This is a genomic window from Streptomyces sp. 1222.5, from assembly GCF_900105245.1.
Classification (GTDB): Bacteria; Actinomycetota; Actinomycetes; order Streptomycetales; family Streptomycetaceae; genus Streptomyces; species Streptomyces albidocamelliae.
On record NZ_FNSZ01000001.1, the window covers coordinates 1,365,524 to 1,391,152 of the forward strand.

Genomic DNA, 25,629 nt, shown 5'->3' on the forward strand with positions numbered 1-25,629 from the left:
GTATGACACAGACGGCGGTGCGGGCATGGCATCCTGACGCGATGGCACCTCCCCCCGAACACGCACCGCTCGCCGAGCGCGTCGAGGAACTCCTCGCCGCCGGCGGCCCCCTGCCCGTCGTCGCGGCCGGACAGCCGGTGCTGCGGCGCGGCACCGAGCCGTACGAGGGCCAGCTCGGCCCGGCCCTGCTGGCCCGCTTCGTCGAGGCGCTGCGCGAGACCATGCACGCCGCTCCCGGTGTGGGCCTCGCCGCGCCCCAGGTCGGTGTGGAGCTGCGGATCGCGGTCCTCGAGGACCCGGCACCGGTGCCCGAGGAGATCGCGGTGGCCCGCGGCCGCGTCCCGCAGCCCTTCCGGGTGCTGGTCAACCCGGTGTACGAGCCCGTCGGCAGCGCCCGCGCCGCGTTCTTCGAGGGCTGCCTGAGCGTGCCGGGCTGGCAGGCGGTGGTCGCCCGGCACGCCGAGGTGCGGCTGCGCGCCGAGGACGAGCGGGGCCACGCGCTGGACGAGGTGTTCAGCGGCTGGCCGGCACGCATCGTCCAGCACGAGACGGACCACCTGGACGGCACCCTCTACCTGGACCGGGCCGAGCCGCGCTCCCTGTCCACGAACGCGGCGGTGACGGCCCTGTGGTCACAGCCGACCCCGCGGGCGGCGGCCGGGGCCCTGGGCTTCGAGCTGCCCTGACGAGGGGTCAGCTGTCGCGGTACGCCTCCAGCAGCCGCAGCCAGACCTCGCTGAGCGTCGGGTACGAGGCGACCGCGTGCCACAGGCGGCCGACCGGGACCTGGCCCACGACGGCGACGGTGGCCGAGTGGATGAGTTCACCGACGCCGGGGCCGACGAAGGTGACACCGCGCAGGATCTCGTCGTCCAGGTCGACGACCATGCGGGCGCGGCCCTTGTAGCCGTCGCCGTACAGGCCCGCACCGGCCACGGAGGAGAACTCCACGTCCACGGCGCGGATGCGGTGGCCGGCCTGTTCCGCCTCGGCGAGGGAGAGACCGACCGCCGCGGCCTCGGGGTCGGTGAAGACGACCTGGGGTACGGCGCCGTGGTCGGCGGTGGCCGCGTGCGCGCCCCACGGCTCGTCCAGCAGGGGACCGCCGGCGGCGCGGGCGGCGATCGCGGCTCCCGCGATGCGGGCCTGGTACTTGCCCTGATGGGTCAGCAGGGCGCGGTGGTTGACGTCGCCGACCGCGTACAGCCAGTCGGTGCCGGTGACGAGCAGGCTGTCGTCGGTCTCCAGCCAGGAGCCCGGCTCCAGGCCGACGCTCTCCAGGCCGAGGTCGTCGGTGTGCGGGGCGCGGCCGGTGGCGAAGAGGATCTCGTCGGCCTCGATGCGGTCGCCGGTGCCGGTCACGGCCACGACCGTGCCGTTGGCGCGGCTGACGGACTCCACAGAGGTCCCGGTGCGGACGTCGACGCCCGCCTCGGTGAGGGCCTCGGCGACCAGTTCCCCGGCGAACGGCTCCATCCGGTTCAGCAGGCCCTTGCCGCGCACCAGCAGCGTCACCCGCGAGCCGAGGGCCTGCCAGGCGGTGGCCATCTCGGTGGCGACGACACCGCCGCCGACGACGATCAGCCGCCCGGGTGCGGCCTGGGCGCTGGTCGCCTCACGGCTGGTCCAGGGCTTCACGTCGGCGAGTCCGGGCAGGTCGGGCAGTTGGGCGCGGGTGCCGGTGGAGACGGCGACGGCGTGCCGGGCGGTGAGGGTGGTGACCGTGCCGTCGGGAGCGGTCACGGTGACCGTGCGGGGACCGGCGAGCCGGCCCTGGCCGCGGTAGAGGTCGGTGCCGGTGCCGTCGAGCCAGGCGACCTGGCCGTCGTCCTTCCAGTGGGAGGTGAAGGCGTCGCGGCGGGCGAGCACGGCCGGCGTGCCCAGGGGCCCCCGGACCGCCTCGGCCAGGCCGGGCAGCCTGCGGGCGTCGGACTGGGCGATGACCGGCCTGAGCAGGGCCTTGCTGGGCATGCAGGCCCAGTACGAGCACTCACCGCCGACCAGTTCGCTCTCCACGAGCGCGGTGGTGAGACCGGCCGCCCGGGTGCGGTCGGCGACGTTCTCCCCCACGGGTCCGCCCCCGATCACCACGACGTCGTACGCGATGGATTCCGTTTCCGTCATGGGGCCAGTCTGGTGGGTGGTGTGCGGCGAGGCCACATGGGTACGCGCGCGGAACACAGGCATGCACGTGTGGAATAGGCGGCCCGGCGGCCGTGTTTCCGCCGTCGGCACACCCCACACCAGGAAGAGGGACACACGCCATGAGCAGCACTGTGGAGCTGACCAAGGAGAACTTCGACCAGACGGTCACCGAGAACGACTTCGTTCTCATCGACTTCTGGGCGTCCTGGTGCGGCCCGTGCCGCCAGTTCGCGCCCGTGTACGACAAGGCCGCCGAGGAGAACAAGGACCTGGTGTTCGGCAAGGTGGACACCGAGGCCCAGCCGGAGCTGGCCCAGGCGTTCGGCATCCAGTCGATCCCGACGCTGATGATCGTCCGGGACAAGGTCGCGATCTTCGCCCAGCCAGGTGCCCTGCCGGAAGCCGCTCTCGCGGACGTCATCGAGCAGGCCCGCAAGCTCGACATGGACGAGGTCCGCAAGAGCATCGCCGAGCAGGAGGGCGGCGCCGCCGAGTAGGCACGCGGCGTTCGTCACCGCTTTTCGGCCGGCCGGCGCGCCGCCGCCGGCAGGTCCCGGGTCAGCTGGACTCGCGCCGGACGACCGAGGCACCCAGCACCCGGTGCACCTCCGGTTCGCCGCCGGGGTCGCGCACCGCGCGGTCGACCAGTTCGGCGAGGTCGCGGCCGGAGGGCAGTTCGATGTGGACGGTGCTGAGCCGCGGGCGCAGCAGCCGGCCGAGCATCAGGTCGTCGGCGCCGATCACGGCGAGTTCCCGCGGAATGCGCACGCCCTCGTCCTGGAGCGCGCGCATCAGCAGCATCGCGTACTCGTCGTTGTAGGCGAACAGCGCGTCGAGCCCCGACTCCCGCCGTGGCGCGGCCAGTCGGGCGGCCAGCCGGGCGGCAGCCTCCTCGGTGTAGGCGAGCGGCAGCTCGGTCACCGTCGCGTCCGTGCCCTTCAGGGCCTGGCGCACGCCCGCGAGCCGGGGCCGTGAGTAGGCCTCCAGGCCGGGCTCCTCGGGTACGACGACACCGATCCGGCGCCGGCCCCGTTCGTAGAGGTGGGCGCCCGCACAGTGGCCCACGGCCTCGTGGTCCATGAGCAGCGCGTGCGCGCCGTCGACCCGGTCGGGGCCGAGCGTGACGACGGCCCGGGCGCCGGACCGCTTGAGGACGTGGACGCCCTGCGGGCCCAGCCCCGCACCCGGAACGAGAACGGCGACCGGCCTCAACTCGGCCCAGGCGCGGGCCGCTTCGTCCCCCTGGAGCCCGACGCTGCCGTACTGCACGACGGTGTAGTCGAGGCGGCCCAGCGCCCACTGCAGTTCATTGAGGAACCCGCTGTAGAGCGGGCCCACCGGGATCGCCGGGGCGGGCATGAGGACCATGCGGCTGTGTCCGGCGCGCAGGCTGCGGGCGGCCGCGTGCGGGACGTACCCCAGTTCCCTGGCGGCCTCGCGGACGCGCCGGCGCGTCGGCTCGCTGATGCGCACGGCGCTGGTGTTGTTGAGGACGTAGGACACGGTCGCGCGCGAGACGCCGGCCAGGCGGGCCACGTCGGCGCTCGTGGGCGTGTTCGGTATCTGCACCATGACAGAGCGCATCTTGGCAGAGGCGCGGCGGCGGGGCGCAGCCGGGGGAACGTGGTTCACCGTTGGACGAAATCGGGTCGAACGTACATTCATGCGAACACATTCGTCACGAACTGGTTCGCAACGAACATGTTCGTTAGCCTGGTGACATGACCGCTGCCCCCCGTTCCCGCCGCGAACGTCCCGCCAAGCCCGCCCTCAGCAGGGAGGGCATCGTCGCCGCCGCCGTCGCGATCCTGCGCGCGGAAGGTCTGCGCAAGGTCACCATGCGGCGGCTGGCGCAGGAACTCGACACCGGACCGGCCTCGCTGTACGTCTACGTCCGCAACACCGACGAGCTCCACGCGGCCGTGCTGGACGAACTCCTCGGCACGATCGGCCCCGCACCGGCCGAGGGCGACTGGCGGGAGCGGCTGGAGAAGGTGCTCACCGGCTGCACCGCGATGCTCCTGGAACACCCGAGCCTCGCCCGCTCGGCCTTGACCGCCCGCCCCAGCGGGCCGCACTACCTGCGTCTCATCGAGACCCTGCTGGAACTGCTCCGATCGGGCGGCGTGCCCCCCGAGCAGGCGGCCTGGGGGGTCGATCTGCTGCTGCAGCACGCGATGGCGACGGCCGCGGAGCACGCCGGCGAGGAGTCCCCGGACGAATGGCAGCCGGTGATCCGGGCCCTGCGCGAGGCACCCGCGGACACCCATCCGCACATCGCCGCCTCCGCCGGCGCGCTGCTGTCCGGCACCCCCGAGGCCCGCCTCTCCTGGGCCTTCCAGACCCTGATCCACGGCATCGAACGGACCGCCGTACCCGACTGACCACGGCATCGAACGGACCGCCGTACCCCGGCGAGCACCGCCTCCGGCGGACCGCCGCGCCCGACCGACCGGCCAGGAGGCCACCATGACCACCACTCCCTCCCTCCCGCACCACCCCGTGGCCGTCGTCGGCGCCGGACTCGGCGGGCTCACCCTCGCCCGGGTGCTGCACGTACACGGCATCGAGGCCGCCGTCTTCGACCTGGACGCCTCGGCGGCGGCCCGCACCCAGGGCGGCATGCTGGACATCCACGACGACTCCGGGCAGCCGGCGCTGCGCGCCGCCGGGCTGTACGACGAGTTCCTGGCCCGTGTCCATCCCGGCGGCCAGGCCGTGCGGGTTCTCGACCGGCACGGCACCGTCCGGCTGGCGGAGACCGACGACGGCACCGGCGGACGCCCCGAGATCGACCGCGGCGCGCTGCGGGACCTGCTGCTCGACTCCCTCCCGGAGGGCACGGTCCGCTGGGGCGCGAAGGTGACCGGGGCGCGTCCGCTGGGCGGCGGCCGGCACGAGGTGACGCTCGCCGACGGCTCCGCGTTCACCACGGACGTGCTGGTCGGCGCGGACGGCGCCTGGTCGCGCGTCCGGCCGCTGCTGTCCTCGGCCCGGCCCGCGTACACGGGCGTGTCGTTCGTCGAGGCGGACCTGCGGGACGCCGGTCTGCGCCACCCGGTCAGCGCGGAGGTGGTCGGCGGCGGGATGCTCTTCGCGCTCGGCACGGGCCGCGGCTTCCTCGCCCATCGCGAGACGGACGGCAGCCTGCACGTGTACGCGGCCGTCGTGGCGCCCGAGGACTGGCTGGACGGCATCGACTTCACGGCCGCCGAGGCGGCGAGGTCGGCGGTGCTGAAGGAGTTCGACGGCTGGTCGGAGCACCTGCGGGCGCTGGTCGGGGACGCGGACGGCACGCTGGTGCCGCGCCGGATATTCGCCCTGCCGGTCGGGCACCGCTGGGACCGGGTCCCGGGGGTCACGCTGCTCGGCGACGCCGCCCATCTGATGTCGCCGTTCGCCGGCGAGGGCGCCAACCTGGCGCTGGCCGACGGTGCGGATCTCGGCCTGGCGCTGGCCGCGCACCCGGGGGACCCCGAGGCCGCGCTGGCCGCCTACGAGGCCGGGATGTTCCCGCGGGCCGAGGCCTCCGCGGCGGACTCGGCGCGCAGCGGAGAGCTGCTGTTCCGGGCCGACGCGCCGCAGGGGCTGCTCGACATGTTCGCCGGGCGGCCGGACCAGTCGGGCCAGCCGTACTGACGGACTGGACGGATCTCGTCCGGGTCTGGGCCGACCCGGACGAAGGACCCTAGCGGGGCGGTTCGGTGCGGGTCACCCGGGCGACCAGGTCGACCCAGCCGGTCTCCAGCCGCTCCATGGGCATCCCGCACTGCCGGTGCAGATGGTGGATGAGCGCGGGGTCGAGCCAGGCCATCAGGGTGTGGGCCAGCAGTTCGCTGTCGTCGTCCGGCACGATCTGCCGAAGCAGCATCATGACGTGGCCGCGCAGCGCCCCGGAGGCGGGGTGGGAGTAACGGCGGCACGGCTCGGGCTGGGCGGCCAGCTGGAGGTCGAGCTGCTCCGCCGAGCGGTACAGCACCGCCACGCCGAACGCCCGCAGCCGCTCCAGGGGCGAGGCTCCGGGGCCCAGCGGCGGCGGCCCGCTCATGAAGTCGGCCTGCAGTCGTGCGGCCGAGTGGTCGAGCAGGGCCGTCAGCAGGCCGGTGCGGTCGCCGAAGCGGCGGAAGACCGTGCCCTTGCCGACCTGGGCCGCGGTGGCCACCGCCTCCATGGTGACCCCGGCGACCCCCTGCTCCGCGATGAGCCGGGCGGCGGCCTCCAGCAGCCGGGCGCGGTTGCGGGCCGCGTCCGCGCGCAGGTTCGTCTCCTCGGGTGCCGCCGGGCCGACGTCCAGCAGCCGGGGCGCGTCGAGGGGCTCCTGGGGCTGGGGGCAGGGCGGCAGAGGGCTGGACATGACGACAGCGTAAAGCATGGGGAAGAAAACTGGACCGTGGTCCGTTTAGGGTGGTAGAAAATTAACCGGACCACGGTCCGGATTGTGACGGCACTGTTTCACCCCCTTGGAGTCCCCATGTCTGTTCGCATCCTCGCGCTCGTCGGCAGCCTTCGCGCCGGTTCGCACAACCGCCAGCTCGCCGAGGCCGCTGTGAAGCTCGCGCCCCAGGGCGCCGAGGTCGAGCTCTTCGAGGGCCTGGCGGACATCCCCTTCTACAACGAGGACATCGACGTCGAGGGCAGCGTCCCGGCCGCCGCCGCGAAGCTGCGCCAGGCCGCGCAGGCCTCCGACGCCTTCCTGCTGTTCTCCCCCGAGTACAACGGCACCATCCCGGCCGTCCTGAAGAACGCCATCGACTGGCTGTCCCGCCCCTACGGCGCCGGCGCCTTCGGCGGCAAGCCCGTCGCCGTGGTCGGCACCGCGTTCGGCCAGTACGGCGGCGTGTGGGCGCAGGACGACACCCGCAAGGCCGTGGGCATCGCCGGCGGCAAGGTCGTCGAGGACATCAAGCTGTCCATCCCCGGCTCGGTCACCCGCTTCGCCGAGACCCACCCGGTCGACGACGCCGAGGTCGCCGCGCAGCTGACCGAGGTCGTGGCGCGTCTGCACGGCAACGTGGGCGAGGTCGCGGCCGCCTGAGCCGTACGTTCCCCCCGGGCGGGGCGCCACCGCGTGGGCCGGACCCGGGGGGGAGGGCCGGATGTCGTGTCCGGGGCGCGGCGTGGCGGCTCGGACTGGGTACGCGTCTGTTGGCCGCGTACAACCGTCGCGGTGCGTCGCCCGGCCGGCCGCCGTCGGCCGGACGAGTCCTCCGAGGAGAAGCCATGCCCCTGGTCCCGCCGCCGTTCGACCCTGAGCTCGCCGCCGCGCTGGAGCCGATCAAGGGTGTGAGCGGGCCGGGGTTCACCCTGGACGAGCTGGACGACGCCCGGCGGGCGGCCGGCCCGGAGCTGCTCGGACTGCTGGACCTCACCATGGACGGCGCCTTCGAGGTGGAGGACCGTACGGTGCCCGGGCCCGAGGGCGCCCCGGACATCTCCCTGCTGCTGTGCCGGCCCGCCTCCCCCGCGGCCACGGCCCCGCTGCCGGTGATCTACCACGTGCACGGCGGCGGCATGATGATGGGCACCAACCGGGCCGGCGTGGCCGAACCGCAGGACTGGGCGCGTGAGCTGGGCGCGGTCGTGGTGTCGGTGGAGTACCGCCTCACCCCCGAACACCCGTACCCCGCGCCGGTGGAGGACGTGTACGCCGGTCTGCTGTGGACGGCGGAGCACGCGAAGGAGATCGGCGGCGACCCGGACCGGATCGTCGTCGCGGGCGCCAGCTCCGGCGGCGGCCTCACCGCGGCGCTCGCCCTGCTCACCCGGGACCGGCACGGTCCTCGGCCGCTCGGCCAGCTGCTGATGTGCCCGATGCTCGACGACCGCAACGACACCGTCTCCAGCCACCAGATGGCCGGTCTCGGCGTCTGGGACCGCACCGCCAACGACACCGCCTGGACGGCACTGCTCGGCGACCGCCGCGGCGGCCCGGACGTCTCCCCCTACGCCGCGCCCGCCCGCGCCCGGGACCTGTCCGGGCTGCCTCCGGCCTACCTCGACGTCGGCTCCGCGGAGACCTTCCGCGACGAGGTGGTGGCCTACGCGTCCGCCCTCTGGCAGGCCGGCGGCGCGGCCGAACTCCACGTCTGGCCGGGCGGCTTCCACGGCTTCGACTCCCTCGCCCCGGAAGCGGCCCTGTCCCGCGCGGCCCGCACGGCACGCGTGGACTGGCTGCGCAGACTGCTGGCACGCTGAACCACGGCCGCGACCGGCCATCCGGGCAGCCCACCGGGACCGCGTTCGGGAGCCCGGCGCGGCCGGTGGCTCGACGTTCGTCGTGCGGCGTCGCCGAAGACACCCGTGCGAAAAGCGTGTGCCTGCCGGCCGACTGACGTTACCGTTCGGTAGACATCGTGCCCGGAGCCTCCCGGAGGTGCACCCCCCATGACGCCCGACCGTGCCGCAGGCCTCGCGGAGACCCGAGACGCCCTCGCCGACGGGGAGATGACCTCCCGGGAACTGGTCGAGCGGACACTCGCCCGGATCGAGGCCACCCAGCCCACCCTGAACGCCTTCCGGATCGTGCGTGCGGAGGCCGCGCTCGCCGAAGCCGACGCCGCCGACCGGAAGTTGGCGGCCGGAGACCGGCGCCCGCTGCTCGGGGTGCCGGTGGCGGTCAAGGACGACATGGACGTGGCGGGCGAGCCGACCGCGTTCGGCTGCGCGGGGGACTTTCCGCGCGTGGCCGCGGACGGCGAGGCGGTACGGCGGCTGCGCGCGGCCGGTGCCGTGATCGTCGGCAAGACGAACACCTGCGAGCTGGGCCAGTGGCCGTTCACCGAGGGCCCGGCGTTCGGCGACACCCGCAACCCCTGGCACACCGGGCACACCCCGGGCGGGTCGTCGGGCGGTTCGGCCGCCGCCGTGGCCGCCGGGCTCGTACCGGCCGCGCTCGGCTCCGACGGCGCCGGCTCGGTACGCATCCCCGCCTCCTGGACCCATCTCATCGGCATCAAGCCGCAGCGCGGCCGCATCTCGACCTGGCCGCGCGGCGAGTCCTTCCACGGCATCACCGTCAACGGCACCCTCGCCCGTACGGTCGCCGACGCGGCCCTGCTGCTGGACGCGGCGAGCGGCAACCACGACCGGGACCCGCACCGGCCGCCCGCGCTCACCGTGTCCGACGCGGTCGGCCGCGACCCGGGCCGGCTGCGCATCGCCCTGTCCCTGAAACCGCCGTTCACCGCCGTACCGGCCCGCCTCCAGCCGGAGGTGCGCGCCCGGGTCATGGAACTCGCCGCGCGGCTGGACGAGTTGGGGCACACCGTCGAGGAGGCGGACCCGCCCTACGGCCAGATCGGGCTGACCTTCCTGCCGCGTGCCACCGCCGGCATCGCCGACTGGGTCCGCGAGACGCCCGACCCGGCGCTGCTGGACCCGCGCACCCGAGGCGCGGCCCGGTTCGGCCGGTTGCTCGGCGGGGCCCCGCTGCGGGCGGCCCGGCGTGCCGAGGCGGTCCTGCACCGGCGGATCGGTGCCTTCTTCGGGTCGTACGACGTGGTCCTCGCCCCGACGACGGCCGCTCCCCCGCCCGCGATCGGCGCCCTGCACAAGCTGCGCGGGTTCGCCACCGACCGCGCCATGATCGCCGCCTGCCCCTACGCCTGGCCGTGGAACGTGCTGGGCTGGCCCGGCGTCAACGTCCCCGCCGGTTTCGTCGGCGACGGCCTGCCGGTGGGCGCCCAGTTGCTCGGCCCCGCCAACAGCGAACCCCTGCTGGTCTCCGTCGCCGCGCAGTTGGAGGCCGAACTGCGCTGGCACGAGATGTGGCCGCCGCAGCGGACGGAGGCCGGCACTCCGGCCGCGTGAGCGCGTTCCGCCCTTACTCTGGGCCCATGGACGACGCGTCGTTGATCGGGCTGATGGGACGGGTGACGGGGACGGTCGGACCCGGGCTGGTCGGCGAGGTGATCGTGCGGGTGCGTGGCGGCGCCGAGCACTTCCTCGCCCACCCGGCCGACGGCACGGCCCGCATCGAGCCGGGCACGGTGGTGATGGTGGTGGAGCACCTGCCGCCCAGGACGGTCTACGTGACGTCCGCGTACGACAGGTGAGGCGCACCAGGTGAGCACGCTCCGCCCCAGGTGAGAGCGGTACGCGTCAAGATTGCAACAAGAAACCGTCAGCGTCTTCTCGGGGGGTTCCGGGAGGCGCACACTCCCTTCGTTCGGTGCCGAGAGGGCACCTTCCAAAGGGGGCGTATGCCGATGGTTGTCGGCGTCGTTGCGGGGGCGGTCGTCGTTGCCGTCCTCGTGTTGATCGGTCTGTTCAAGATGATGTGGCGGGTCGCCGAGCCGAACGAGGCGCTCATCATCTCCGGGTCCAAGCACCGTACCGAGGGCATCGAGGAGGGCCTGGGATTCCGCATCGTCACCGGGCGCGGCACGCTGGTGCTGCCCGGTGTGCAGGCGGTGCGCAAGCTCTCGCTCGACCTGAACGAGACCGAGTTGCAGGTGGACTGCGTGACCCACCAGGGCATTCCGCTCAAGGTGCGGGGTGTGGTCATCTTCAAGGTGGGCGACGACTTCGTGTCGATCGCGAACGCGGCCCGCCGTTTCCTGGACCAGCAGAAGCTGATGTCCGAGCGGGTGCACAACGTGTTCGCCGGTCATCTGCGGTCCATCGTCGGCGGGTTGACGGTCGAGGACATGATCCGCGACCGGGAGAAGCTGACCGGGCAGACCCGGGCGGCCTGCGGTACGGAGATGGAGAAGCTCGGCCTGATCGTCGACTCGCTGCAGATCCACGAGATCGAGGACCCGACGGGTTACATCCAGAACCTGGCCATGCCGCACGCGGCGGCCGTACAGCGGGACGCGCGGATCGCGCAGGCGGAGGCGAACCGCTTGGCCACCGAGGCCGAGCAGCAGTCGTTCGCGCGGATGGCCGAGGCCACCCGGGACAGCGAGATCCTGCAGGCCGGCTACCAGGCCGAGCGGGACAAGGCGGCGGCGAAGTCCCAGCAGGCCGGCCCGCTCGCCGCGGCCGCCGCCCGCCAGGAGGTCGTCGTACAGGAGACGCGGGTCGCCGAACTCGAGGCGCACCGGCGGGAGCAGCAGCTCCAGGCGGACGTCCGCAAGCCGGCGGACGCTCAGGCCTACGAGAAGCGGACGCTGGCCGAGGCCGAGCGTGACGCGCGGATCTCGGCGGCACAGGCCAAGGCGAAGGAGACGGAGCTGGCGGCCGTCGCCGAGGCGACCCGGGTGAAGGCGGCCGCGACCGCCGAGGCCGAGGCGACCAGGACCCGTGGTGCGGCGTCCGCCGACGCCACCCGGGCCACCGGTGAGGCCGAGGCCGCCGCCGCGCAGGCCAGGGGTCTGGCGGAGGCCGAGGCGACCAAGGCGCAGGGTCTGGCGGAGGCGGAGGCCATCAAGGCCCGTGCCGCCGCGCTCGCCGAGAACCAGGAGGCGGTCGTCGCCCAGCAACTCGCCGAGAAGTGGCCGGAGATCGTCCAGGCGGGCGCGTCCGCGTTCGGCAACGTGGACAACATGGTGCTGCTCAACGGCGCCGACGGCATGGGCGAGTTGTTCGCCAAGGCGCTCACCATGGGCGGCACGGGTCTGGGGTTGGCGCGCAAGCTGCTGGCGTCGATGGGCGACGGCAACGGGCAGGCGGTGAACGGCGCCTCGCCCTCCCTCAACGGCGTGGTGACGCCTCCGCAGCAGAGGGTGCCCGTGGAGCAGGAGGGCTGAGAAGGAGGTGTCGCGTCGCGGCCGGGGTCCCTCACCGGGGCTCCGGCCGCGCTGCGCGCGGACCCGGTCAGGCCGTGAGCAGGCCGGCACCCAGGGCGAGCAGGGCGACGACCTTGAGGATCTCCAGTCCGACGTACCAGAAGTGGCCCCGGGAGCAGGGCAGTTCCTCGCCCGCGAGGACCCGGTCGGACCGGCGGTTGAGAGGGGGGCGGACGACGGCGAGCTGGGCGAGGAGCAGGGCGGCCACGCCGGTTCGGTCAGGGCCCGGCGGGCCGGGACGGCCGGGCCCGGGTGGTTCAGGGGAGCGTGGTCGCGGTCAAGTGGGCCACGCAGGTGTCCGGTTCGGCGAACGGCTCCAGCCCGTGGCCGTCAGGGGAGCCTCCAGCCGGGCCAAGGCGCCCTGCATCAGGCCGTGATGGAGCGGGCACACCAACCGGCCCACGCCCGCGTGACGGCCGGTGGCCGGGCGCCCGTTGCGTCCGCGGCGCCGGGCACTAGGGTGCCCCCGTGAGCACGTCTACCGAAGAGAACGTCCCCGGCCGCCACGGCCGTCATGCCACCACGGAGGCCGACCCGCGCGAGGTCGGCCGGGTGCGCACCGAGTACTCCCCGGCCCACGACGGCGACCCGGACCCCGGAGAGATCGTGTGGACCTGGGTCCCCTTCGAGGAGAACGACGGCCGGGGCAAGGACCGCCCGGTCCTGGTCGTGGCCCGGGAGGCGGCGGGCACCTTCCTCGCCGTCCAGCTCTCCAGCAAGCGGCACGACGGCGACCGGGAGTGGGTGCCGATCGGCAGCGGCCCCTGGGACCGGTCGGGCCGGGACTCGTGGGTGGACGTGGACCGCGTGCTGCGGCTGCACGAGGAGGGCATGCGCCGCGAGGCCTGCGCGCTGGACCGGATGCGCTTCGATCTGGTCCGCCGGCGGCTGCACGAACGTTACGGCTGGACCTGACCGCGGCTCGGACCGGCGCTCCGCGCGGCCACCACGGCGTCCGCGACCACCCCGGAGTGCGGGGCCGCGCCCGTCACGACGGCACGCGCGCACAGCCCGCCGCTTCCGCGGGGACTTCCCGACGGCGCCCCCCGCCCTGGGCGAACGCCTGTTCGAACGCCGCCCGCACCTCCGCCCCGGGGGTCCGGTCCAGCACCCCGAACACCACGTGGTCGAAGGAGCGCGCGAACCGGGCACCGGGGCCGAGCAGCGCCCGGAAGGCGGCCGCGACCTGCGCCGGGTCGTTCTGGAAGACCCCGCAGCCCCAGGCGCCGAGCACCAGTCGCCGGTAGCCGTGCGCCGCGGCCGTCTCCAGCACCCGCTCGGCGCGCCGCCCCAGGACGCCCGCCAGCTCGGCGGCGCGTTCCGGTGCCGTACGGCGTACGACGCCGGCGTTGGGCGCGGCGGCGGTCAGGAAGCCCGCGAGGTAGGGCTCCGGGAGCAGCCGTCCCCGGTCGTCGCGGAAGACCGGGACCGCCGGTGAGTGGATCACCCGGTCCGTGTAGAACGGGTCGCGGTCGGCACGGTGGTGATCGTAGAAGGCGCGGGCCGCCAGCAGGCAGGTGTGCAGCGCCGAGGCGCGGCACAGGGCTTCCTCCTGGGCCTGGGCGCCGTTGAGATAGCCACCGCCCGGGTTCCGCGCGGAAGCGAAGTTCAGGACGGCGACCGGGGCGCCGGCCAGTCGGCGGGCCGCCTCCAGGCTGCTCTCGCCGGTGACCTCGACGAGGGGGCCCGACCCGCGAACCGGGTCGCCCTGAGCCGGCGGCGGATCCACGGCCACCGGCTCGGGGCCGAACATCCTGGTGCCCGCCCGCGCGGCCTCGATCGCCGCCGTGAGCGGCACCTCCCGGCCGTCCGGGGCCGGGTACCGGCCCGCCGCGACGATCTTCTCCGTCTGCGTGGCGATCCCGCGCAGGCGCGCGCTCACGGCGCCACCCCCGTGGACGCCGTGCCCGCTGCCTGCGCGGACTCCCCCGTCGTGCTCATGCAGGCATCCTGGGTGATCCTGGTGATGCGGTGCAACGGAGTTTCCCACCCCCGGAACGGTCCCCGAACGCCTGCGGAAGGGGACATGACCGATCCGGAAACGCACGGCGGGGCACTCTTGTGCGATTTGGCGCGAGGGTCTTGGGTGGGACGAGTGTCTGCCATCGGCCCACGCCCCCGTGGGCCGATGGCATGGTGGAATCTCAGGAGGATCCCGGCATGTCCGATTCACAGAGCGACGGTGGTGACTGTACGGACCACCGCACCGCCGTCACCGAACCCGAGGTGGAGGCCCTGGTCCGGGGCATCTGCTTCAAGACGGGCCCGCCCCGCGTCCTCGGCGTGGAGCTGGAGTGGCTCGTGCACGAACTGCGGGAGCCGCGGCTCCCCGTGGCACCCGAACGACTCGAGGCGGTCTACGCCACCCTGCGGGCCGTGGACCTGGGATCGGCGCTCACCGTCGAACCCGGGGGCCAGCTGGAGCTGAGCTCCCTGCCCGCCGCCTCCCTGACGGAGTGCATCGGCACCGTCTCCGCCGACCTGGACGCCGTCCGCGCCGTCCTGGCCGAGGACGGCCTCGGCCTCGTCGGCATCGGCCACGACCCCTGGCACCCACCCCGCAGGTTCCTGCACGAGCCGCGCTACGACGCCATGGAGGCCTGCCTGGACCGGGGCGGTCCGGCCGGCCGCCACATGATGTGCGCCTCGGCTTCCGTCCAGGTCTGCGTGGACGCCGGCCACGAGGAGCCGGGCCCGCTGGGCCACGCGCGGCGCTGGTGGCTGGCGCACCAGCTGGGCGCGGTGCTGCTGGCCGCGTTCGCCAACTCCCCGCTGATCGGGCAGCGGCCCACGGGCTGGATGTCCACCCGGCAGCTGATGTGGATGGAGATCGGCACGGGCCGGGCGGGCGGCCCCCCGCTGGACGGGGAGCCGCGGGCCATGTGGGCCCGGCACGTACTGGACTCGCCGGTGATGTGCGTCCGCGGCGACGGCGGGCCGTGGGAGGTGCCCGACGGGCTCACCTTCCGGGAGTGGACCCGTTCCCGGTCGCCCCGGCCGCCCACCCGGGCGGACCTCGACTACCACCTCACCACGCTGTTCCCGCCGGTCCGGCCGCGCGGCCATCTGGAACTGCGCATGATCGACGCGCAGCCCGGGGACGACGGCTGGATCGTGCCCCTCGCGGTGACGGCGGCCCTGTTCGACGACCCGGAGGCGGCCGAGACCGCCTACCGGACGGTGAAGCCGCTGGCGGAGCGGGCGCTGAACCGGCCCGCGCCGCACAACCCGCTGTACACGGACGCAGCCCGGTACGGCCTCGCGGACCCGGAGCTGCAGGACACCGCGGCTGCCTGTTTCGCGGCGGCGCTGGAGGCCCTGCCCAGGATGGGGGCCACCACCGAGGTCATGGACGCCGTGGCGGCGTTCGTGGACCGCTACGTCGCCCGGGGCCGCTGCCCGGCCGACGATCTGCTGGACCGGCTGCACGACGGGGAGCCGGCCCGGCACCGGCACGGCCCCACCGGGGGCACGCCCATCTCCCACGGGAAGGACATCCGCACATGACCGCCCCCGAGACCGACCCCACGACCGGCGAGACCGACTCCGAGGCCCTGCGCAAGCGGGCGCTGGCCTCGCTGATTTCCGCACGCGAGCGCACCACGCTGCTGACCAGCTGCGTCGACGACCCGGACCTGACCGCCCAGCACTCCCCGCTGATGTCGCCGCTGGTGTGGGACCTCGCGCACATCGGCAACCAGGAGGAGCAGTGGCTCCTGCGGGCGGTCGGCGGCCGGGACGCGATGCGCCCGGAGATCGACACCCTGTACGACGCCTTCGAGCACCCCCGGGCCGAGCGGCCCTCGCTGCCGCTGCTGCCGCCCGCCGAGGCCCGCGGCTACGCGGCCGAGGTGCGCGGCCGGGCGCTCGACCTGCTGGAAGGGGCGGACTTCCACGGCACCCGGCTGACCGAGGCCGGTTTCGCCTTCGGGATGATCGCCCAGCACGAACAGCAGCACGACGAGACCATGCTGATCACCCATCAGCTGCGGAAGGGGCCGCAGGCCCTGACCGCCCCCGACCCCGAGCCGGTGCCGCTGTTCACCGGTCCGGTCGAAGTCCTGGTGCCGGGCGGCCCGTTCACGATGGGGACGTCGGCGGAGCCGTGGGCGCTGGACAACGAACGCCCGGCGCACCCGCGGGAGGTGGCGCCGTTCTGGATCGACACGACACCGGTGACGAACGCGGCGTACCAGGCCTTCATCGCGGACGGCGGCTACGAGACCGAACGCTGGTGGACGCCCGAGGGCTGGGCGCACGTCCGGAAGCACTCCCTCACGGCTCCCCTGTTCTGGCGGCGCGACGGCGACCAGTGGCTCAGGCGCCGGTTCGGCATCACGGAACAGGTACCGCCCGACGAGCCGGTGCTGCACGTCTGCTGGTACGAGGCGGACGCCTACGCCCGCTGGGCCGGGCGCCGGCTGCCCACCGAGACCGAGTGGGAGAAGGCCGCACGCCACGACCCGGTCACCGGGCGCTCCCGGCGCTACCCGTGGGGCGACGCCGACCCGGCGCCCGAGCACGCCAACCTGGGCCAGCGGCACCTCAGGCCGGCTCCGGCCGGCAGCTACCCGGCCGGTGAGTCCCCGCTGGGCGTACGGCAGTTGATCGGTGACGTGTGGGAGTGGACGGCGAGCGACTTCCTGCCGTACCCGGGGTTCAGGGCGTTCCCGTACAAGGAGTACTCGGAGGTGTTCTTCGGGTCCGACTACAAGGTGCTGCGCGGCGGTTCGTTCGCCGTGGACGCGGTGGCCTGCCGGGGCACCTTCCGCAACTGGGACCACCCGATACGCCGGCAGATCTTCTCCGGGTTCCGCACCGCCCGCTCGGAGGCCGTCTGATGTGTCGTCACCTGGCCTATCTGGGGCCCGAGGAACCGCTCGGCCGGATCCTGACCGAGCCCCCGCACAGTCTGTTCCGCCAGTCGTGGGCACCGCGGCGGCAGCGGTACGGAACGGTCAACGCCGACGGGTTCGGGGTGGGCTGGTACGCCCGCGAGGACCCGGTCCCGGCCCGCTACCGGCGGGCCGGGCCGATCTGGGCGGACCTGTCCTTCGCCGACCTGGCCCGGGTGGTGCGTTCCGGCGCCGTGCTCGCGGCCGTACGCGACGCGACCCTCGCGGGCGCGGACGCGGAGGCCGCCGCCGCGCCCTTCGCGGCGGGCCGGTGGCTGTTCAGCCACAACGGGGCGATCGCGGGCTGGCCGGACTCCGGGGCGTCCCTGGTCTCCGCGCTGCCCCCGGTCGACCTGCTGTCGTTCGAGGCCCGCAACGACTCGGCGTTCGTCTGGGCGCTGGTGCTGCACCGGCTGCGCAGCGGCGACGACCCCGCCACGGCCCTCGGCGAGACGGCCCGCGCGTTCGCCGAGGCGGCCCCCGCCTCCCGGCTCAACCTGCTGCTGACGGACGGCGGGACGATCGCCGCGACCGCCTGGGGCGACACCCTCTGGTACCGGACGGAACCCGGCCGGGGCACGGTCGTCGCCTCCGAGCCGTACGACGACGACCCGCTGTGGCAGGAGGTCCCCGACCGCACCGTGCTCACCGCGAACAGCACCGGCGTGCTGCTCGCCCCGCTGGAGGACCCGGCGGCCGTCCCACCTAAGGAGCCCTGTTCGTGAGTCCCCTGCACGTCACCCGCACCCTCCCCGAGGACGCGACCGACGCCGCGCTGCGCGCGGACGTCCAGCACGGCCTCACCGCGAACCCCAAGTGGCTGCCGCCGAAGTGGTTCTACGACGCGCGCGGCAGCGAGCTGTTCGAGCAGATCACCGAACTGCCCGAGTACTACCCCACTCGTGCCGAGCGGGAGATCCTGGCCGCCCGGTCCGGGGAGATCGCCGCCGCGAGCGGTGCCCGCACGCTGATCGAGCTGGGCTCGGGCTCCTCGGAGAAGACCCGCTTCCTGATCGACGCGCTCGCACCCGGGACGTACGTCCCGGTCGACGTCAGCGAGAGCGCCCTCACGCAGGCCGGAGAGGTGCTCATCGGTGAGCGTCCGGACCTCGAGGTCCACGCGCTGATCGCCGACTTCACCGCTCCGCTGGCCCTGCCGGCCACGCCGGGCCCCCGGCTGGTGGCCTTCCTCGGCGGCACGATCGGCAATCTGCTGCCCGCCGAACGCACCGCGTTCCTGGCCTCGGTACGCGCCCTGCTCTCCCCCGGCGACACACTGCTGCTCGGCACCGACCTGGTGAAGGACGAGCGGGTACTGGTCCGGGCGTACGACGACGCGGCCGGGGTGACGGCCGCGTTCAACAAGAACGTGCTGGCCGTCGTGGACCGCGAGCTGGGCGCCGACTTCGATCCGGACGCCTTCGACCACGTGGCCCTGTGGGACGCCGAGCACGAGTGGATCGAGATGCGGCTGCGCTCCCGTATCGCGCAGACCGTGAAGGTGCCCGCGCTGAACCTCGCCGTGGACTTCGCGGCGGGCGAGGAGCTGCGCACCGAGGTGTCGGCCAAGTTCCGCAAGGAGGGAGTGGCGGCCGAACTCGCCGCCCAGGGGCTGGAGCTGACGCACTGGTGGACGGACGAGCAGCGGCGCTTCGCGCTGTCGCTGAGCGTGCTGCGGTGAGTCAGAGGTCCGGGGTGAGCGACTCGGTGATCTTCCGGGACGCACGCCGGGCCTCGGTCGCCGGGTCCGTGCCCTGCAGCACCCGGGTCATGTACTCCTTGATGGGGTTGTCCGCCTCGACGTCGGCCCACTGAGGGGTGTTGGGGGTCGCTCTGCCGTGCGCCGCGCCCGCGGCCATGGCGGCGACCCCCTCCTCGTCCGCGACCGCGCCGGCCAACGTGGTCTTGTTGGGCACGTAGTTCATGGTGCGGGCGAGTTCGGTGTCCCATTTGGCGCCGGTGAGGGCGCCGACGACGGCGGTCGCGGCGAACTGGTCCCCGGTGTTCTCCGGCACGACCAGGTCGGAGCCGCCGGTGAACACGGTGCCGGGTCGGCCCGCGGTCCTGCCCGGCACCGGGAAGAAGCCGAGCCTGCCGCGCAGGTCCGGGTTCTGCCGCACGATCGCCTGGGCGAGGCCCGGCACGGCGACGATCTGCGCGACCTTGCCCGACGCGAACACCCCTGCCTGGGGCGGGTGTTCCTCGTCGGCGTCCACGGGCCCCTTTCCGAGCGCCTGGAGCCGTCGGTAGAAGTCCATCCCGCGCAGCGCGGCCGGGGTGTCGAGGGCTCCCCGCCACTCGTGGTCCTTCTCCCGGGCGAGGTCGCCGCCCTCGTCCCAGATGAAGCCGGAGAGGGTGTACCAGTCCTGTCCGGCGAGGTAGATGCCCTGGTCGCCGCCGGAGTCGAGCTTCTGCGTGTCGGCGAGCCATTCGTCGCGGGTGCGCGGCGGGCGGGCGATCCCGGCCTGCTCGAACAGGTCCTTGCGGTAGATGACGACGCGGTTGGCCGCGTACCAGGGGACGCCGTACTGCTTGTTGCCGTCCTTGCCGGGCTGGGCGAGGCCGGGCAGCCACTTCTCCTTGCCCCAGTCGCGCATCGACTCCAGCGTGAGGTCGGCGAGCCGTCCGCCGTCCGCGTACAGCGGCACCTGGGTGTTGCCGACCTCGATGACGTCCGGGCCGTCGCCGGAGCCGGGCTCGAGGGCCTTGCGGACCTTCTCGACGATGCCGGTCCATTCCTGGATGCGGATGTCGAGGCGCAGGTCGTCGTGGGTCTTCTCGAAGTCCTCGGTGAAGCGCTGGAGGAACTCCTTGGAGGCGCTGTCCTTCATCAGCCACACGGTGACGGTCTTCCGCTCGTGCTCGCCGGGGAGCATCCCGCAGGCGCTGACGAGGGATCCGGTGACGCAGAGGAGGGCGAGCAGGCGACGTCTCACGAGGGGTCCTGTTCTGTCGTGCACGGGGCTGCGGACAGGGCTGGGGGCCCGACGTGGGGGGACGAGCGCGGGCGCTCGTACGGGTGTGCTGGATTTTGGTATGGACCAATGCGAGGGGTCAAGGGCTACGCACGGTAGGCGTGCGATCGCCGTGCGATCCGGGCGTGGATGGGGCACCGTGGAGTACGCCGCGACACGAGAGGAGCACCCCCATGTCGAACCACACCTACCGGGTCACCGAGATCGTCGGCACCTCGCACGAGGGCGTCGACCAGGCCATCCGCAACGGCATCGCCCGAGCCGACCAGACCCTGCGCAACCTGGACTGGTTCGAGGTGACGCAGGTGCGCGGGCAGATCGAGAACGGCCGGATCGAGCACTACCAGGTGGGCATGAAGGTCGGCTTCCGCCTCGAGGACGAGTGACCCGTCCGGAACTCAGGTGCGGCCCTCCCGCTCCTGCGCGTCCTCGAGGGCGGCCGACTTCGCGGCCCAGCGGGCCCGCACCACCTCGAACCCGGCGCGTTCGGCGTCGTCGCACACCAGCTCGTCGTCGTCCACGAGGAACCGGACCTCGCGGTCCCGGGCCAGCCGGCGCAGGGTCGCCACCTTGGTGAACCGCGCCGGCCTGCGGTCGGCGTCGCCCCGCATGTGGAGGCGGCCCTGGGGCAGTCCCTGGGCCGCGAGCCACTCCAGGGTGTCCCGGCGGCACCGCTCGGGACGGCCCGTGAGATAGACGACCTCGCAGTCCCGGGCGCTCTCCAGGACCAGCGCCACCCCCTCGGCGAGGGGCGGATCGGCGGGCGCGGCGGCGAAGAAGCCGTCCCAGTCCTTGGGCCGGCTCTCCAGGAAGTGCTGGCGGTGGGCGGTGTCGGCCAGGGTGTTGTCGAGGTCGAACACGGCGATCGGGCGCCCGGTGTCGTCGGTCATCCGGCCACCCTAGCCAGCCGCCCGGCAGGCGGGCGACGGGTCCGCCGGCGTCCGCGCGCCGACCGTTCGTGTCACGGGAATCCCGGGCGCGTCAGGGCGTTGACACCTGCGTGAGCAGCACAGTGATCACCCGGACCCGGTTCTCCGTCCTCGACCGCTCCCGCACCCGCGAGGGGCACCCGCCCGCCGAGGCGCTGCGGGACACCGTCGCACTGGCGCGGGAGGCGGAGGCGCTCGGGTACCACCGCTTCTGGGTGGCCGAGCACCACGGCGTGCCCGGCGTCGCCGGTTCCGCGCCTACCGTGCTCGCCGCCGCGGTCGCCGCCGCGACGCGGACGATCCGGGTCGGCACCGGCGGGGTCATGCTGCCCAACCACCGGCCCCTGGTCGTCGCCGAGCAGTTCGGGGTGCTGGAGTCGCTGTTCCCAAGGCGGATCGACATGGGCCTCGGCCGCTCCGTGGGCTTCACGGACGGGGTGCGCAGAGCCCTCGGCCGGGACAAGGAGGACGCCGGGGACTTCGCCGCGCAGCTGGGCGAGCTGCTGGAGTGGTTCACGGGCACGTCACCGACCGGGGTGCACGCCCGCCCGGCGGAGGGCCTGCGGGTGCCGCCGTTCGTGCTGGCGATGGGCGAGGGCGCGCGGATCGCGGCCCGGGCGGGCCTGCCCATGGTCATCGGCGACCTGCGCGGCCGCGAGAAGATGCTGCGCGGCATCGACGAGTACCGCTCGCTGTTCCGCCCCTCCCCCTGGACGGCCGAGCCGTACGTGGTGATCTCGGGCACGGTCGCCGTCGCGGACACCGAGGAGGAGGCCCGGCGGCTGCTGGTCCCGGAGGCCTGGTCGATGGCGTACTCCCGGACACACGGCACCTTCCCGCCGCTCGCCCCCGCCGAGGAGATCGAGGCCCGCACGATGACCGCGAAGGAGCGGGAGTTCTTCACGGCCGGTCTCTCCGGTCACGTCGCCGGCACCCGGGAGCAGGTCGCCGAGGAGCTGGAGACGGTCCTGAAGGAGACCGGGGCCGCGGAGGTCCTGGTCACCACCAGCAGTCACGACCGTACGGCGCTGCTCGGCTCCTTCCGCGGGCTCGCCGCCCTCTTCGCGCCGGAGGGCTGAGGCCCGCGCGCCGAGATGCGGACCCGGCCCGCGGCGGTGACCCTGGAAGAGCAGCCGCAACCGATGAGGAGGCTTGCCATGTCCTTCATGGACAAGATCAAGGGCATGCTCAAGGGTCACGAGGGCATGGCCGACAAGGGCATCGACAAAGGCGGCGACTACGCCGACCAGCGCACCGGCAACAAGTACCAGTCGCAGGTCGACACCGCGCAGGACAAGATGAGGGACGAGTTCGGCACCCGCCAGGACCGGCCCCCGCAGTCCTGAACCAACCGGGGGGCGGGCTAGAATCGCGGGGTTTGTCCCCGCCCCGGCAGGCCCGTACGGAGTGTCCCCCCGATGCACAGCCCCCATGACCCGTACGTCCGCGTCCGTGGTGCGCGCGAGCACAACCTCAAGGGCGTCGACGTGGACGTCCCGCGCGACGTACTGGCCGTGTTCACCGGCGTGTCCGGCTCGGGCAAGTCGTCGCTGGCCTTCGGCACGATCTACGCCGAGGCCCAGCGGCGGTACTTCGAGTCGGTCGCGCCGTACGCGCGCAGGCTGATCCACCAGGTCGGGGCGCCGAAGGTCGGCGAGGTCACCGGCCTGCCGCCCGCGGTGTCGCTGCAGCAGCGCCGCTCGGCCCCCACCTCGCGTTCGTCGGTGGGCACGGTGACCAACCTCTCCAACTCCCTGCGCATGCTGTTCTCGCGCGCCGGGGACTACCCGCCGGGCGCGGACCGGCTCGATTCCGACGCGTTCTCGCCCAACACGGCGGCCGGCGCCTGCCCCGAATGCCACGGCCTCGGCCAAGTGCACGGCACCACCGAGGAGTCGCTGGTCCCGGACCCCGCCCTGTCGATCCGCGAGGGCGCGATCGCCGCGTGGCCGGGCGCCTGGCAGGGCAAGAACCTGCGGGACATCCTCGACACACTCGGGTACGACGTCGACCGGCCGTGGCGCGAGCTGCCCGCCGGGCAGCGCGAGTGGATCCTGTTCACGGACGAGCAGCCCGTGGTCACCGTCCATCCGGTCCGCGACGCCGACCGGATCCAACGGCCGTACCAGGGCACGTACATGAGTGCCCGGAGGTATGTGCTCAAGACGTTCGCGGACACCAAGTCCCCGACGCTGCGGGCGAAGGCGGAGCGTTTTCTGACCAGTGCGCCCTGTCCGGCCTGCGGGGGCAGCCGGCTGCGGCCCGAGGCCCTTGCGGTGACCTTCGACGGCCGCACCATCGCCGAGCTGGCCGCGCTGCCGCTGAGCTGCCTCGCCGGACTGCCGGAGGGCGGCACCGAGGCGGCCCGGGTGCTCATGACGGACCTCAGGTCCCGGATCGCGCCGGTCGTCGAACTCGGCCTCGGCTACCTCAGCCTCGACCGCTCCACCCCGACCCTGTCGGCGGGCGAGCTGCAACGCCTGCGGCTCGCCACGCAGTTGCGCTCCGGGCTCTTCGGCGTGGTGTACGTGCTGGACGAGCCGTCGGCCGGGCTGCACCCGGCGGACACGGAGGCCCTGCTGACCGTGCTGGACCGGCTGAAGGCCGCGGGCAACTCGGTGTTCGTGGTGGAGCACCACCTGGACGTGGTGCGCGGCGCCGACTGGCTGGTGGACGTGGGGCCCGGCGCGGGCGAGCACGGTGGACGGGTGCTGTACAGCGGACCGCCGGCGGAGCTGGCGTCCGTCGAGGAGTCGGCGACGGCGGCGTTCCTCTTCGACGAGTCCCCCGGTCCCGCGCGCGAGACCCGCACGCCGGGCGGCTGGTTGCGGGTGGGCCCGGTGACCCGGCACAACCTGCGGGCGGTCACGGCCGAGTTCCCGCTCGGCGCGTTCACCGCCGTCACCGGTGTCTCCGGCTCCGGGAAGTCCACGCTGATCGGGGAGCTGACGGAGGACCTGGCAGGAGTGGACCGCCTGGTCCGGGTGGACCAGAAGCCGATCGGGCGCACCCCGCGGTCCAATCTGGCCACCTACACGAGCCTGTTCGACGTCGTGCGCAAGGTGTTCGCCGCCACCGAGGAGGCACGGGCCCACGGGTACGGCGTCGGCCGCTTCTCCTTCAACGTGGCAGGCGGACGCTGCGAGACCTGCCAGGGCGAGGGGTTCGTCAGTGTCGAGCTGCTGTTCCTGCCGAGCACGTACGCGCCGTGCCCGGACTGCGGCGGCGCCCGCTACAACCCCGAGACGCTGCGGGTGACGTACCGGGGGCGGAACATCGCGGAGGTGCTCGGTCTGACGGTGGAGTCGGCGGCGGAGTTCTTCGCGGACATCCCGGCCGCCGCCCGCAGCCTGGGCGCGCTGCTCGACGTGGGCCTCGGCTATCTGCGGCTCGGCCAGCCGGCCACCGAGCTGTCCGGCGGTGAGGCCCAGCGCATCAAGCTGGCGAGCGAGCTGCAGCGCGGCCGCCGGGGCCACACCCTGTACCTGCTGGACGAGCCGACGACCGGGCTGCACCCGGCCGACGTGGAGGTGCTGCTGGAGCGGCTGCACGGGCTGGTCGACACGGGGCACACGGTCGTGGTCGTCGAGCACGACATGACGGTCGTCGCGGGCGCCGACTGGGTCATCGACCTGGGGCCGGGCGGCGGGGACCGGGGCGGCCGGATCGTGGCGGCCGGGCCGCCGGAGCGGGTGGCCCGGGCGGAGGGCGGCGCGACGGCCCCCTACCTGGCCCGGGTCCTGCCCTGACGGGGCCGCTCAGGTGCTGAGCAGCCGGTTGAAGAAGGAGCGGTAGCGGCGCAGCGCACCGCGCAGTTCCTCGGTGTCCACCTTCTCCCCCTGGCCCCACTGGCTCTCCAGGTCCTGCTTGTGCTGGGCGAAGGTGGAGGCGAGGGTCTGCATGACGTCCGCGACCAGGGTGTCGGCCTCGTGCACGGCCTCGCGGGGGTCGTCCACGAACCTGCCCTGGATCTCCTGCCAGCGGTCGCGGAAGCCGCGTTCCTCGTCGTCCGTCAGCAGCTGCGGCATCTCGTCGTCCGGGGCGTCGGCGGCCCGTGAGGTCCCGGCCGAGGCCAGGGACTCGGTGCCGGTGCCGGTGCCGTCGGCGGCGGAGTCGCCGTCCGGGCGTTCGGTGCCGGCCGGCGCGGTGCTCTCGCCCGGGTAGACGGGGGCCCCGGTGGGCGGTGGCTCCCGGTCCGCGCCGGAGCCGCCGGCGGCGGGCTGGGCGAGGTCGTCGGTGGACAGGCCACCGGTCGTGCGGTCGGTTTCGTCGTTGCTGGGCATGGGTTCCCTCCGTGCGGGGACGGGGTCTGCGTCAGGTGCGGGAGTGCTGGGCGCGGCCCCCGCCGTCGGCCAGCAGTTCGTCGAACAGCGCCCGGTAGTGCACCATGGCGCCCCGCAGTTGCTCGGTCGTCGCGCGGCTGCGGGTGGAGAGGCCCTCCACCTCGTGCGCGGCGCGGTAGTGCTCCAGGGTGCGGCCGTGCTCCACCGACAGGTCCCTCATCTGCTGCTCGAACCCCTCGGTGGGATAACCCCGTTCGTGCATGAGCGAGGTCACCAGCCGGTCGGCGTCGTGCACCGCGTCCTCCGGACGGTCGACGAACTCCTGCTGGACGCCGGTCCACTCCTGTGTATAGCGGTCCCGGGCCGCGTCGGGCAGTGGCTTGATCTCCAGCGCGTCGTGACGCCTCTCGCGCGACCTGAGCTCACGCTCGGCGGCGAGCCTGCTGTCGGATCCTTCGACGGTCCGTTCGTACTCCGGGCCGAAGCGATCACGTAGATGACGGCGCCGCCTGAGCATGGAGACCGCCACGGCGACCAGGACGAGCACCACGACGATCGGGATGACGATCGCCAGAAGCGTTCCTATTGACATGGGCACACCCTCCTCGGGGAGTAGTGATGTGCCCTCTACAAGTGCCCCTTTGGTGAGAATCTATCCACTTATGTTCTGG

Annotated in this window: 26 protein-coding genes and 1 pseudogene; 18 read left to right on the top strand and 9 right to left on the bottom strand. The window is 73.6% G+C overall.

Annotation, left to right across the window (positions count from 1 at the left end):
* The first annotated feature begins 41 nt into the window (after positions 1-41).
* Complete coding sequence (locus BLW57_RS06220) at positions 42-686, top strand: peptide deformylase (protein WP_093472728.1); 645 nt, start codon at positions 42-44, stop codon at positions 684-686.
* Between the two features lie 7 nt (positions 687-693).
* Here the strand turns inward: BLW57_RS06220 and BLW57_RS06225 are convergent, their stop codons facing one another.
* On the bottom strand, positions 694-2,124 hold the full coding sequence (locus BLW57_RS06225; protein ID WP_093472730.1) for a dihydrolipoyl dehydrogenase family protein: 1,431 nt from the start codon (positions 2,122-2,124) through the stop codon (positions 694-696).
* Positions 2,125-2,264: 140 nt separating this feature from the next.
* On the opposite strand from BLW57_RS06225, the gene trxA reads away from it, so the two are divergent.
* Positions 2,265-2,642, top strand: coding sequence for a thioredoxin (trxA, locus tag BLW57_RS06230; protein ID WP_093472731.1), 378 nt, complete (start codon positions 2,265-2,267; stop codon positions 2,640-2,642).
* 61 nt (positions 2,643-2,703) lie between these two features.
* Here trxA and BLW57_RS06235 read toward each other — a convergent pair whose 3' ends face one another.
* On the bottom strand, positions 2,704-3,729 hold the full coding sequence (locus tag BLW57_RS06235) for a LacI family DNA-binding transcriptional regulator (RefSeq protein WP_176985483.1): 1,026 nt from the start codon (positions 3,727-3,729) through the stop codon (positions 2,704-2,706).
* A 137-nt stretch (positions 3,730-3,866) separates the two neighbouring features.
* Here BLW57_RS06235 and BLW57_RS06240 point away from each other — a divergent pair, with 137 nt between their 5' ends.
* Complete coding sequence (locus BLW57_RS06240) at positions 3,867-4,529, top strand: TetR/AcrR family transcriptional regulator (protein ID WP_093472735.1); 663 nt, start codon at positions 3,867-3,869, stop codon at positions 4,527-4,529.
* A gap of 85 nt (positions 4,530-4,614) precedes the next feature.
* Positions 4,615-5,784: an FAD-dependent oxidoreductase gene (locus BLW57_RS06245; protein ID WP_093472737.1), complete on the top strand. Its 1,170-nt coding sequence runs from the start codon at positions 4,615-4,617 to the stop codon at positions 5,782-5,784.
* A 49-nt stretch (positions 5,785-5,833) separates the two neighbouring features.
* On the opposite strand, the gene BLW57_RS06250 is transcribed toward BLW57_RS06245, so the two are convergent.
* Entirely contained in the window at positions 5,834-6,517 is a 684-nt protein-coding gene (locus BLW57_RS06250) for a TetR/AcrR family transcriptional regulator (RefSeq protein ID WP_176985484.1), read from the bottom strand.
* Between the two features lie 99 nt (positions 6,518-6,616).
* Between BLW57_RS06250 and BLW57_RS06255 the strand changes: the two genes are divergently transcribed.
* The 5 genes from BLW57_RS06255 (at position 6,617) to BLW57_RS06275 (ending at position 11,837) form a co-directional block, all read left to right on the top strand.
* Positions 6,617-7,180 carry an NAD(P)H-dependent oxidoreductase gene (locus BLW57_RS06255; RefSeq protein ID WP_093472739.1) on the top strand — a complete coding sequence of 188 codons (564 nt, stop codon included), beginning with the start codon at positions 6,617-6,619 and terminating at the stop codon, positions 7,178-7,180.
* 185 nt (positions 7,181-7,365) lie between these two features.
* A complete protein-coding gene (locus tag BLW57_RS06260; RefSeq protein ID WP_093472741.1) occupies positions 7,366-8,340 on the top strand; it encodes an alpha/beta hydrolase in 975 nt (324 codons plus the stop codon).
* 189 nt (positions 8,341-8,529) lie between these two features.
* Entirely contained in the window at positions 8,530-9,954 is a 1,425-nt protein-coding gene (locus BLW57_RS06265; protein ID WP_093472743.1) for an amidase, read from the top strand.
* A 26-nt stretch (positions 9,955-9,980) separates the two neighbouring features.
* A complete protein-coding gene (locus tag BLW57_RS06270; RefSeq protein ID WP_093472745.1) occupies positions 9,981-10,199 on the top strand; it encodes a hypothetical protein in 219 nt (72 codons plus the stop codon).
* A gap of 147 nt (positions 10,200-10,346) precedes the next feature.
* Positions 10,347-11,837 carry an SPFH domain-containing protein gene (locus tag BLW57_RS06275; RefSeq protein WP_093472747.1) on the top strand — a complete coding sequence of 497 codons (1,491 nt, stop codon included), beginning with the start codon at positions 10,347-10,349 and terminating at the stop codon, positions 11,835-11,837.
* Positions 11,838-11,904: 67 nt separating this feature from the next.
* On the opposite strand, the pseudogene BLW57_RS06280 reads toward BLW57_RS06275, so the two are convergent.
* Positions 11,905-12,084 (bottom strand): annotated as a pseudogene (locus BLW57_RS06280) (hypothetical protein); the annotation flags it as partial.
* Between the two features lie 260 nt (positions 12,085-12,344).
* Between BLW57_RS06280 and BLW57_RS06285 the strand changes: the two are divergent.
* The gene (locus tag BLW57_RS06285; RefSeq protein WP_093472749.1) at positions 12,345-12,791 is read left to right on the top strand and encodes a type II toxin-antitoxin system PemK/MazF family toxin; all 447 of its coding nucleotides are present in this window, start codon (positions 12,345-12,347) and stop codon (positions 12,789-12,791) included.
* A 73-nt stretch (positions 12,792-12,864) separates the two neighbouring features.
* On the opposite strand, the gene BLW57_RS06290 is transcribed toward BLW57_RS06285, so the two are convergent.
* Entirely contained in the window at positions 12,865-13,758 is an 894-nt protein-coding gene (locus tag BLW57_RS06290; RefSeq protein ID WP_176985485.1) for a TIGR02452 family protein, read from the bottom strand.
* Positions 13,759-14,036: 278 nt separating this feature from the next.
* On the opposite strand from BLW57_RS06290, the gene egtA reads away from it, so the two are divergent.
* From egtA to egtD, 4 genes are read left to right on the top strand one after another with little or no spacing between them, the layout of a single operon-like run.
* Positions 14,037-15,383 carry an ergothioneine biosynthesis glutamate--cysteine ligase EgtA gene (gene egtA / locus BLW57_RS06295; protein WP_093472752.1) on the top strand — a complete coding sequence of 449 codons (1,347 nt, stop codon included), beginning with the start codon at positions 14,037-14,039 and terminating at the stop codon, positions 15,381-15,383.
* The gene (gene egtB / locus BLW57_RS06300; protein WP_093472754.1) at positions 15,380-16,717 is read left to right on the top strand and encodes an ergothioneine biosynthesis protein EgtB; all 1,338 of its coding nucleotides are present in this window, start codon (positions 15,380-15,382) and stop codon (positions 16,715-16,717) included. Before egtA ends, egtB begins: the two co-directional genes overlap by 4 nt.
* Positions 16,717-17,496: an ergothioneine biosynthesis protein EgtC gene (egtC, locus tag BLW57_RS06305; RefSeq protein ID WP_093472756.1), complete on the top strand. Its 780-nt coding sequence runs from the start codon at positions 16,717-16,719 to the stop codon at positions 17,494-17,496. Before egtB ends, egtC begins: the two co-directional genes overlap by 1 nt.
* Positions 17,493-18,452 carry an L-histidine N(alpha)-methyltransferase gene (gene egtD / locus BLW57_RS06310; protein WP_093472758.1) on the top strand — a complete coding sequence of 320 codons (960 nt, stop codon included), beginning with the start codon at positions 17,493-17,495 and terminating at the stop codon, positions 18,450-18,452. The genes egtC and egtD overlap by 4 nt, the downstream gene beginning before the upstream one ends.
* Before the next feature lies 1 nt (position 18,453).
* On the opposite strand, the gene BLW57_RS06315 is transcribed toward egtD, so the two are convergent.
* Positions 18,454-19,707: an extracellular solute-binding protein gene (locus tag BLW57_RS06315; protein ID WP_093472760.1), complete on the bottom strand. Its 1,254-nt coding sequence runs from the start codon at positions 19,705-19,707 to the stop codon at positions 18,454-18,456.
* A 212-nt stretch (positions 19,708-19,919) separates the two neighbouring features.
* Here BLW57_RS06315 and BLW57_RS06320 point away from each other — a divergent pair, with 212 nt between their 5' ends.
* Positions 19,920-20,132: a dodecin gene (locus tag BLW57_RS06320; RefSeq protein WP_073891141.1), complete on the top strand. Its 213-nt coding sequence runs from the start codon at positions 19,920-19,922 to the stop codon at positions 20,130-20,132.
* Between the two features lie 12 nt (positions 20,133-20,144).
* Here the strand turns inward: BLW57_RS06320 and BLW57_RS06325 are convergent, their stop codons facing one another.
* Entirely contained in the window at positions 20,145-20,636 is a 492-nt protein-coding gene (locus tag BLW57_RS06325) for a phosphatase domain-containing protein (RefSeq protein WP_093472762.1), read from the bottom strand.
* 110 nt (positions 20,637-20,746) lie between these two features.
* On the opposite strand from BLW57_RS06325, the gene BLW57_RS06330 reads away from it, so the two are divergent.
* From BLW57_RS06330 to BLW57_RS06340, 3 genes are all read left to right on the top strand, one after another.
* Positions 20,747-21,754: an LLM class flavin-dependent oxidoreductase gene (locus tag BLW57_RS06330; protein WP_093472764.1), complete on the top strand. Its 1,008-nt coding sequence runs from the start codon at positions 20,747-20,749 to the stop codon at positions 21,752-21,754.
* Positions 21,755-21,832: 78 nt separating this feature from the next.
* Positions 21,833-22,021 (top strand): antitoxin, encoded by a 189-nt coding sequence (locus BLW57_RS06335; protein ID WP_093472766.1) that lies wholly within the window; start codon positions 21,833-21,835, stop codon positions 22,019-22,021.
* Between the two features lie 72 nt (positions 22,022-22,093).
* Positions 22,094-24,424: an ATP-binding cassette domain-containing protein gene (locus tag BLW57_RS06340; RefSeq protein WP_093472768.1), complete on the top strand. Its 2,331-nt coding sequence runs from the start codon at positions 22,094-22,096 to the stop codon at positions 24,422-24,424.
* Between the two features lie 9 nt (positions 24,425-24,433).
* Here BLW57_RS06340 and BLW57_RS06345 read toward each other — a convergent pair whose 3' ends face one another.
* Positions 24,434-24,958, bottom strand: a complete 525-nt coding sequence (locus BLW57_RS06345) for a hypothetical protein (protein WP_093480562.1) — start codon at positions 24,956-24,958, stop codon at positions 24,434-24,436.
* A gap of 31 nt (positions 24,959-24,989) precedes the next feature.
* The gene (locus BLW57_RS06350) at positions 24,990-25,550 is read right to left on the bottom strand and encodes a hypothetical protein (RefSeq protein ID WP_101377028.1); all 561 of its coding nucleotides are present in this window, start codon (positions 25,548-25,550) and stop codon (positions 24,990-24,992) included.
* Between the last annotated feature and the right edge of the window lie 79 nt (positions 25,551-25,629).

Bases quoted from the DNA above. Each gene is read 5' to 3' on its own strand.
- BLW57_RS06340 (WP_093472768.1), top strand. From the start codon at position 22,094: ATGCACAGCCCCCATGACCCGTACGTCCGCGTCCGTGGTGCGCGCGAG.
- BLW57_RS06225 (WP_093472730.1), bottom strand. From the start codon at position 2,124: ATGACGGAAACGGAATCCATCGCGTACGACGTCGTGGTGATCGGGGGC.
- egtA (WP_093472752.1), top strand. From the start codon at position 14,037: ATGTCCGATTCACAGAGCGACGGTGGTGACTGTACGGACCACCGCACC.
- BLW57_RS06275 (WP_093472747.1), top strand. From the start codon at position 10,347: ATGCCGATGGTTGTCGGCGTCGTTGCGGGGGCGGTCGTCGTTGCCGTC.
- BLW57_RS06240 (WP_093472735.1), top strand. From the start codon at position 3,867: ATGACCGCTGCCCCCCGTTCCCGCCGCGAACGTCCCGCCAAGCCCGCC.
- egtC (WP_093472756.1), top strand. From the start codon at position 16,717: ATGTGTCGTCACCTGGCCTATCTGGGGCCCGAGGAACCGCTCGGCCGG.
- BLW57_RS06335 (WP_093472766.1), top strand. From the start codon at position 21,833: ATGTCCTTCATGGACAAGATCAAGGGCATGCTCAAGGGTCACGAGGGC.
- BLW57_RS06345 (WP_093480562.1), bottom strand. From the start codon at position 24,958: ATGCCCAGCAACGACGAAACCGACCGCACGACCGGTGGCCTGTCCACC.
- BLW57_RS06250 (WP_176985484.1), bottom strand. From the start codon at position 6,517: ATGCTTTACGCTGTCGTCATGTCCAGCCCTCTGCCGCCCTGCCCCCAG.
- BLW57_RS06220 (WP_093472728.1), top strand. From the start codon at position 42: ATGGCACCTCCCCCCGAACACGCACCGCTCGCCGAGCGCGTCGAGGAA.
- BLW57_RS06265 (WP_093472743.1), top strand. From the start codon at position 8,530: ATGACGCCCGACCGTGCCGCAGGCCTCGCGGAGACCCGAGACGCCCTC.
- BLW57_RS06350 (WP_101377028.1), bottom strand. From the start codon at position 25,550: ATGTCAATAGGAACGCTTCTGGCGATCGTCATCCCGATCGTCGTGGTG.
- BLW57_RS06245 (WP_093472737.1), top strand. From the start codon at position 4,615: ATGACCACCACTCCCTCCCTCCCGCACCACCCCGTGGCCGTCGTCGGC.
- egtB (WP_093472754.1), top strand. From the start codon at position 15,380: ATGACCGCCCCCGAGACCGACCCCACGACCGGCGAGACCGACTCCGAG.
- BLW57_RS06270 (WP_093472745.1), top strand. From the start codon at position 9,981: ATGGACGACGCGTCGTTGATCGGGCTGATGGGACGGGTGACGGGGACG.
- BLW57_RS06235 (WP_176985483.1), bottom strand. From the start codon at position 3,729: ATGCGCTCTGTCATGGTGCAGATACCGAACACGCCCACGAGCGCCGAC.
- BLW57_RS06325 (WP_093472762.1), bottom strand. From the start codon at position 20,636: ATGACCGACGACACCGGGCGCCCGATCGCCGTGTTCGACCTCGACAAC.
- trxA (WP_093472731.1), top strand. From the start codon at position 2,265: ATGAGCAGCACTGTGGAGCTGACCAAGGAGAACTTCGACCAGACGGTC.
- BLW57_RS06255 (WP_093472739.1), top strand. From the start codon at position 6,617: ATGTCTGTTCGCATCCTCGCGCTCGTCGGCAGCCTTCGCGCCGGTTCG.
- BLW57_RS06260 (WP_093472741.1), top strand. From the start codon at position 7,366: ATGCCCCTGGTCCCGCCGCCGTTCGACCCTGAGCTCGCCGCCGCGCTG.
- BLW57_RS06320 (WP_073891141.1), top strand. From the start codon at position 19,920: ATGTCGAACCACACCTACCGGGTCACCGAGATCGTCGGCACCTCGCAC.